Raw genomic sequence first — 7,407 nt, 5'->3', positions numbered from 1 at the left:
GGGGCGGGCCGCCACCACCGGCAACCCCACCGCGGTGCCGGGGGGGGGGCGGGGGGGCGGGGGCGGCCCCCCCCCCCCCGCCCGGGGGGGGGGCGGCCCCCGGGGGGGGGGGCCCCCGGCCGCCGCCGGCTCGTGCGGGCTCAGCCGTTGGCGAGCGCCACGACGCGGTCGAGCGCGCCGTTGAACCTGTTGTGGTCGCCGACCGTCGGGCCCGTCGACGTGTACTGCCACATCGTGTACGTGCCCCAGCCGGCCGGCAGCGTGCCGACGGTGGAGGCGTAACGGGCGATCCACAGCGGGTTGTTGGCGGCGAAGCCGCTGTAGTTGCCCGTGCACTGGGTCCACCAGCTGGTCGCCGTGTAGATGACGGCGTGGCGTCCCGTGCGGGCCTTGTACTGGTTCAGGAAGTCCCGGATCCAGGTCACCATGCCGCTCTGCGTCTTGCCGAAGCAGGCGGCGCCGTACGGGTTCCACTCGATGTCGAGCGCGCCCGGCAGCGTCTTGCCGTCCCTGGACCAGCCGCCTCCGTGGTCCACGAAGTAGTTGGCCTGGGTGGCGCCGCTCGTGGTGTCAGGGGTCGCGAAATGGTACGCACCGCGGACCATGCCCACGTTGTAGGAGCCGTTGTACTGCTGCGCGAAGTACGGGTTCGTGTAGTACGTGCCTTCGGTGGCCTTGGCGTAGGCCCAGCGCACGCCGCTGTTCCAGAGCGTCGACCAGGCCACGTTGCCCTGGTGGCTGGAGACGTCGACGCCTTCGGTCTGGGTGGCGGCGATGCCACCGCGGGTGGGCGGCAGGGAGCCGACGCCGTCGTGCTCGGCGACCCCCATACCCATGTGCGCCTCGCCGCGGGCGGGCGGATCGGCGGCCTGCGCCGCGCCGGGCAGGGCGAGGAGGAGGGAGAGCGCCGCGAGCAGGGTGCCGGTGATTCCCAGGCGGGTGCTGCGTCTGCGGCGGGTGGGGACAGGTCTGTGCACGGGCATGAGCGGCCTCCGAGAACGACGTGGGGTGACGTGCGGTGGCGCCGGTGCGCTTGATGGTGTGTGCATGCCACGAATGGGCAGTGAAAAAACTCTACGCATGTAGACCAGGGGGTGGGAAGAGGGGCCGGTGGGTGCCGTTGGTCTACTCCTGCGAAATACTGGTGGAACTGCGGTGATGACCGTGATGGGCGAAAACTTTCAGATTCGGAAACCTCCGGAAAGCTGTGGAAAATCTGTTCATGGGTGCTGACGTGGGCGAAGACGGAAACGACGGGCGACGGAGCGCGGAAGCCGAACCGCGAACCGCCGCCGCGTCGGCGGCTGTGGACGGTGAGTTCCTCGCCCTGGAACGCGAGTTGACCGTCTTCCTGCGACGGGCCCGTGCCAACTCCGGCGAGATGGCCCGCGAGGTGCACCCCGACCTGGAACCGGCCGCGTACGGGCTGCTCGTGCGCCTGGAGGAGTGCGGGGCGCAGCGGGCCACCGAGCTCGCCGGGTACATCGGCGTCGGCAAGGCGACGATGAGCCGCCAGCTGCGGGCCCTGGAGGAGCTCGGCTTCGTCGACCGCGAGCCGGATCCCGCGGACGGCCGGGCGTGGCTGGTCTCGCTCACCGAGTCCGGGCGTGAGCACTTCGGGCAGGTCCGGGACGCGCGGCGCATGCGGTATGTGCGGCAGCTGGACGGGTGGGACCGGCGTGAGGTCGCGGAACTGGCGAGGTTGTTGCGCCAGTTGAACGCGGGCGCCGAGTAGTTCGTTGCGCCCCGCCGGGGTTGCGGGCTCGGGGCTCTGCCCCGGACCCCGCGCCTCAATCGCCGGCGGGGCTTGAGTGTCGAGACTTTCGCTTTTCTCAGGCGCCGGAGGCGCTTGACGAGAGTTCCACGTACGCCAGCGACGCATCGTCGTGGGTCTTGCTGCGGCGCAGATACGCGCGGGGCTCCGCGTCCGCGTCCTCCAGTGCCCGTACCCGCGACACCACCGCCTCCGCGCCCTCCTTGCGTACGAGGGTGAACAGGTCCGTCCAGTCGCCCTCGCGGAACTTCTCCACCCAGCGCGTCACGCCGTCCGTCATCGCGGCGAGCGACCGCACTTCGGTGCGGGGCAGCGTGCCGGTCACCGCGCGGCGTGCCACCGAGGGGTCCGCGGCGGCCGTGAAGAAGCCGCCCTCCTTGTTGCGCACCGTGGCGTCGGCCACCTCGTTCGAGACGAGGTTGGCGCGCGGGACCCGGTCGAGGCGGTCGTCGAGCAGCGGCGTGACCGTGCCGTCGGGGGCCTCGACGAGCAACGCCGAGTCGGAGAGCACCAGATGCTCCACCCGCTCCGCGTCCCAGCGGGCGAGCGCGACGGTCGCCTGCGGGGTGCGCGGGTGAGAAAGGTCACAGGTGTCCCGATGGGCGTCGGCGGTCCGGGCGATCGCCGCCCCGAGCACGTCGGCCAGGCTCATATCCCGCCGCGAAACGGACAGTTCGGCCAGTGCGCCGCCGAGGTGGGCGGTGAACCAGGGGACGGAGTGCCGGCAGCCCACGTCCGTGGCCGGGGGAGTGACCCCGTCGAGGACGACGATCGATCCACCGTGCCCGGCGGCCGGTGCGGCCACCGATACGTAGTCCTCGTTCGGCCGCTCGGCGGCGCCCGGTTCGGTGGTCAGTTCGATGCGCATGCGGTCAGTCTGCATGAGGTGCCCTCACGGAGCGGTGGCAGAGCGCGAGTTGGGCCGAGCCGTTCCGTATGGATCCTGTGCAGATCGGGCGGCGCTCCCGAAAGGGCTCCTGAGCGCCGGGTTTGCACGGAATGATCACTTCCGTCGGGGGTGTGGCGGGGCATCCTGCCAAAGGCCGACGAAGACGTCCAACCCGCGCGCGGTTGACAGAGGGTGATCGCCACACGGGAACTTGCTCCTCAACTCCCGCTCGATGTTCACTCCTTCGGGTGGCGGGCGAGGTGATGGGCGCCCCCTGCTCACCGGCACTGGAAGGGTCGGGAGCCAGGCCAGGAGGGTCACGAGTGTTGACGCAGCGTCACCCGGACCCATGGGGTACGAATCAGGAATGCGAGCATCAGTGGGGAACACCTCCGGCGGTAATGGGGCCAGTGGGCTGGGTGCGTCGGGTGATGTCGCACCGGGCCAGGCGCCCGAGGTGAGCCGCACGGGTTCCGGCCGGGGCAAGCGCACCCGGGTCCGCAGCCGATTGATCGTGGCGGTCGCCGTGGTCGCCGCGGCCGTCGTCGGCGCCGGGGCACCGGTGATTGTCGGCGCCTCGGACCGCGTGGGCGAATCGCAGACCCTCGTCGACGATGCCCAGCAGACGCAGCGCTCGCTCGCCCTGTCGCACGCACTCGCGGACGAGAGGGACGAGGTCACCCGCTTCATCGCGGCCGGCCGCTCCAAGGGGCAGGGCCTGAGCGAGGAGCACGGCGCCCGCGTCGACCGACAGGTCGACGAACTGCGCGTGGAGGCGCCCGCCGCCCTGCGCCGCACCCTCGACGACGTCGCCGCCGTGCGCCGCTCCGCCCTCACCGGCAAGGGCTCCGCCCTGGAGGCGCACACCGCGTACTCCCGCTCCATCGGCGAACTGCACGCGCGCGCCGAGGATCTGGCCGAGCGCATACCCGTGCGGGCGGGCTCCGGGGCCTACGCCCTCGCGGACCTGGACCGCGCGGTCGAGCAGGCGTCCGCCGCGCGCGGCCTGCTGCTCGCCGCGCTCGCCGTGCCCCGCACCGCGACCACGCAGGTCGACCCGGCGACCGGCCTGCGCGAGGCGGTCTCCGGCGAGTCCGCCGCCACCCGCGGCCAGCGCGACGCCCTCAGCGCCGCGGGCCAGCGGGCCAGGGTGCGCGAGCAGGCCGCGCTGGAGGACTTCCACGACTCGGGGACGACCGCGGCCGTCAACGCGTACGACTCCACGGCCACGGGCCCGGACGTCACGCGCGCCGAGACGTATCTGAAGCACCTCGCCGACGCCCCGACGCTGAGCTCCGCCGAGCTGCGCTACAACTCCAAGAGCGTCGAGGACGCCCTCACCGCGCGGATCGACCTCATGCGGGGCGCCGAGGCCGCGCTCGGCGACCAGCGGGTCAAGCGCCTGGAGCAGCTGCGCGACGACGACGTGACGGCGCTGGAGATCCGGATCGCGCTCGTCGGCTTCTGTCTGCTCGTCGCGGTCGGCGTGGCCATGGCGACGGCCCGTTCGCTGACCCACCCGCTCGCCGCGCTGCGCATCGGCTCCGCGCGCGTCGCGGGCGATCCGGCCGCCGAGGAACCGGTCAAGTACAAGGGCCGCAACGACGAGTTCGCCCAGGTCGTCGACTCGATCAACGCCCTGCACGCGCACGCCGTCAACCTGCACGGACGCATCGGCACCCTGGAGTCCGACCGCAAGCACCTCGTCGGCGAGCGCCAGCGGATGGCCGACGACCGGGACCGGCTGCGCGGCGAACTCGCCGACACCGCCCGCAAGCTGGACCGGGTCAAGCACTCGATCCACGGGACGTTCGTCAATCTGGCGCTGCGCACTCTCGGCCTCGTCGAGCGGCAACTGGGCGTCATCGAGGGCCTGGAGGAGCGCGAGCAGGACCCGGACCGGCTCGCCACGCTCTACAAGCTCGACCACTCCGCCACCGTCATGCGGCGGCACAGCGAGAACCTCCTCGTCCTCGCGGGCACCGAGCGCGGGCCGCAGCACGGCGGCTCCGTGGCCCTCGTCGACATGGTGCGCGCCGCCGTCTCCGAGATCGAGCGCTACGAGCGGGTGCGCATCGCCGCGCTGCCGCCGCACGCGCACATCGCCGGATTCGCCGCCGACGACCTCAGCCACCTCATCGCCGAACTCCTGGAGAACGCCACGTCGTTCTCGCCTCCGGACGCCTCCGTCGAGGTCTCCGGCTGGCTTCTGGAGAGCGGCTCGGTCATGCTCTCCGTCCAGGACGAGGGCATAGGGATGACCGACGAGCGGATGCGCGAGCTGAACACCCGGCTCTCCTCCTTCACCGCAGAGGAGGCGCACGACCCCGAGGACGTCGACGGGTTCGGGCTCGGCCTGCACGTCGTCGCGCGGCTCGCGGTGCGGCACGGGGTGCGCGTACGGCTGCGTGAGCAGAAGCAGGGCGGAGTGGCGGCGGTCGCCGTGCTGCCCGCCTCGCTCTTCGCCGCCGCGCCCGCGGCCTCCGTGCCGCCCGCCGTCCTGGTGCCCGGCGCCGCGCCCGCGGTACGCCTCGCGGGATCCGAGGCGGAGGCCAACTCCAATGAGCTGTACGGGCGTACGGAGCCGGAGCACGAGCTTCCGGCGTACGGCGACCCGCTGATCGAGGCGGCCGAGCAGGCCGTGCGCGAGGCGCCCGCGGAGTCCCCCGCGGAAACGACCATGGCGCTGAGCACGCCGGTCCTGCCGGAACCGGAGCCCGAGCCCGAGCCCGAGCCGGAGCCGGAGCCCGAGCCGGCCCCCGAACCCGTCGCCGAGGTGCCGCACCCGCGCGCGCCGAGCGACGAGCAGGACGAGCCCGTCGGGCACCCCGAGCAGCTTGACCAGCAGCTCGCACCGGAGCCCGCACCGGAGCCCGCACCGGAGCCCGAACCGGCCGAGCGCGTCACCGCCAAGGGGCTGCCCAAGCGCACCCCGAAGGTGGCCGCCCCCGTCTCCGCCCCGAAGCCGCGCACCGGCTCCGTGGACGCTGAGGCGCTGCGCCGCAAGCTCGGCGGGTTCCACCGCGGCGCCACCGCGGGCCGTCGCGACGTGACCGCGGAGTTCGCCGAGAACCCTGGACGTAGAAGTGAAGCCGAGGGGGACACAGCCGAGGAGGCAAGCAGTTGACTGCGCCCACCCCTGCACTCAACGGACTAAAGGGAATGAACGGTCTCAGTAGCGAGGCACGCAATCTGCACTGGCTGCTCACCGATCTCGTCGAGGAGGTGCCAGGGCTGCGGTCCGTCGCGGTCGTCTCGTCCGACGGACTGCTCCTGCTCTCCTCCGACCCGGGTCGGCACGACGCGGCCCCGGCGACCGACCCGGGCACAGGTCCCAAAGGGTCGAGCGCCGACCTGGCGGCCATCGTGGCCGGGCTCGGTTCGCTGACCATCGGAGCCGCCAAGCTGATGGACGGCGGAGGCATCAAGCAGACGATGGTCGCGATGGACGAGGGAAGCCTCTTCGTCATGTCGATCAGCGACGGCTCCCTGCTCGGCGTGCACGCCTCCGCGGACAGCGACATGGGTGTCATCGCGTACCACATGGCGCTCTTCGTCGGCCGTGCCGGGCACGTCCTGACGCCCGAACTCCGCAGCGAACTGCGCCAGTCGATGGAGGCCACCCGATGACCCCCGGCACTTCAGGCAGTGCACACAGTACGAACGGCACGAGTACGAACGGCACGAGCAGGACGTACGGATCGAGCAGGCTTCCCGTGCGCGGCGGGGACCGCAGGCCCGCCCGCGTGCGCCCCTACTCGCTGACCGGCGGCCGCACCCGCTTCGGCCATGTGCTGCTCGTGGAGACGTTCATCTCCAGCACGGCGGCGATCGAGGGGCCCGAGGACCGCCCCGAGCTGGGCAAGGGCGGGCTCGCCGGCATCATGCCGGAGATGCGCGCCATCGTCGCGCTGTGCCGTCGCATGCGCACGGTCGCGGAGATCGCCGCGCTGCTCAAGATGCCACTCGGCGTGGTGCGTGTGCTGCTCAGCGACCTCGCCGACCAGGGAAAGATCCGCGTGTACGGAACAGGCCACGGCCCCGGACAGCCGGACCGAGCGCTTCTTGAAAGGGTGTTGAGTGGACTCCGCCGCCTCTGAACTGCTCGGCGAACTGCCCATAGAGGAAGAGCAGTTGCAGGCCTGGCAGACCGACAGGACCCGGGCCCCCGTCGCCACGAAGATCATCGTGGCGGGCGGCTTCGGCGTCGGCAAGACGACCCTGGTGTCCGCCGTGTCCGAGATCCAGCCCCTTGAGACCGAGGCGCTGATGACCCAGGCGAGCGAGGAGACCGACGACCTCACCGCGACGCCGGAGAAGTCCACGACCACGGTCGCCATGGACTTCGGCCGCATCACGCTCGACGACGACCTGGTCCTGTACCTGTTCGGCACGCCGGGGCAGCAGCGGTTCTGGTTCATGTGGGACGACCTGGTGCGCGGCGCGATCGGCGCGGTCGTGCTCGCCGACACCCGCCGCCTGAAGGACTCCTTCCCCGCGCTCGACTACTTCGAGAGCTGCGGACTGCCGTACGTCGTGGCCGTCAACCACTTCGACGGGACGACGGAGTTCGCGCCCGACGACGTACGGGAGGCGCTCACGGTGCCGCCGCACGTACCGGTGCTGATCATGGACGCGCGGCGCCGCATCGCGGCGGTCGAGACGCTCCTCGCGCTGGTCGGCCACGCTCTGGACGTGACCCCCGAGTAGCCGAGCGGCCGTGAGCCCTCATAGTGGACAAGCC

Annotated in this window: 7 protein-coding genes; 5 read left to right on the top strand and 2 right to left on the bottom strand. The window is 71.9% G+C overall.

Annotated elements, in window-relative coordinates:
- Nucleotides 1-140: 140 nt before the first annotated feature.
- Nucleotides 141-983 carry a lysozyme gene (locus tag ACFYWS_RS38545; RefSeq protein WP_389284300.1) on the bottom strand — a complete coding sequence of 281 codons (843 nt, stop codon included), beginning with the start codon at nucleotides 981-983 and terminating at the stop codon, nucleotides 141-143.
- Nucleotides 984-1,234: 251 nt separating this feature from the next.
- On the opposite strand from ACFYWS_RS38545, the gene ACFYWS_RS38540 reads away from it, so the two are divergent.
- Entirely contained in the window at nucleotides 1,235-1,735 is a 501-nt protein-coding gene (locus ACFYWS_RS38540) for a MarR family winged helix-turn-helix transcriptional regulator (protein WP_389284308.1), read from the top strand.
- Between the two features lie 97 nt (nucleotides 1,736-1,832).
- On the opposite strand, the gene ACFYWS_RS38535 is transcribed toward ACFYWS_RS38540, so the two are convergent.
- Nucleotides 1,833-2,642: a protein phosphatase 2C domain-containing protein gene (locus tag ACFYWS_RS38535; protein WP_389284298.1), complete on the bottom strand. Its 810-nt coding sequence runs from the start codon at nucleotides 2,640-2,642 to the stop codon at nucleotides 1,833-1,835.
- Between the two features lie 388 nt (nucleotides 2,643-3,030).
- On the opposite strand from ACFYWS_RS38535, the gene ACFYWS_RS38530 reads away from it, so the two are divergent.
- Genes ACFYWS_RS38530 through ACFYWS_RS38515 form a run of 4 tightly spaced genes read left to right on the top strand, consistent with a single transcriptional unit; the run spans nucleotide 3,031 to nucleotide 7,373 of the window.
- Entirely contained in the window at nucleotides 3,031-5,790 is a 2,760-nt protein-coding gene (locus tag ACFYWS_RS38530; RefSeq protein ID WP_389284295.1) for a nitrate- and nitrite sensing domain-containing protein, read from the top strand.
- Between the two features lie 35 nt (nucleotides 5,791-5,825).
- A complete protein-coding gene (locus ACFYWS_RS38525; protein ID WP_389284294.1) occupies nucleotides 5,826-6,293 on the top strand; it encodes a roadblock/LC7 domain-containing protein in 468 nt (155 codons plus the stop codon).
- A complete protein-coding gene (locus tag ACFYWS_RS38520) occupies nucleotides 6,290-6,763 on the top strand; it encodes a DUF742 domain-containing protein (protein ID WP_389284292.1) in 474 nt (157 codons plus the stop codon). The genes ACFYWS_RS38525 and ACFYWS_RS38520 overlap by 4 nt, the downstream gene beginning before the upstream one ends.
- A complete protein-coding gene (locus tag ACFYWS_RS38515) occupies nucleotides 6,744-7,373 on the top strand; it encodes an ATP/GTP-binding protein (protein WP_389284290.1) in 630 nt (209 codons plus the stop codon). Before ACFYWS_RS38520 ends, ACFYWS_RS38515 begins: the two co-directional genes overlap by 20 nt.
- Nucleotides 7,374-7,407: the final 34 nt, after the last annotated feature.

It is taken from the genome of Streptomyces sp. NPDC002795 (assembly GCF_042888725.1).
GTDB lineage: Bacteria > Actinomycetota > Actinomycetes > Streptomycetales > Streptomycetaceae > Streptomyces.
Note: the sequence above shows the minus strand (reverse complement) of the source record. Positions and strands in the feature narration are given on the sequence as shown.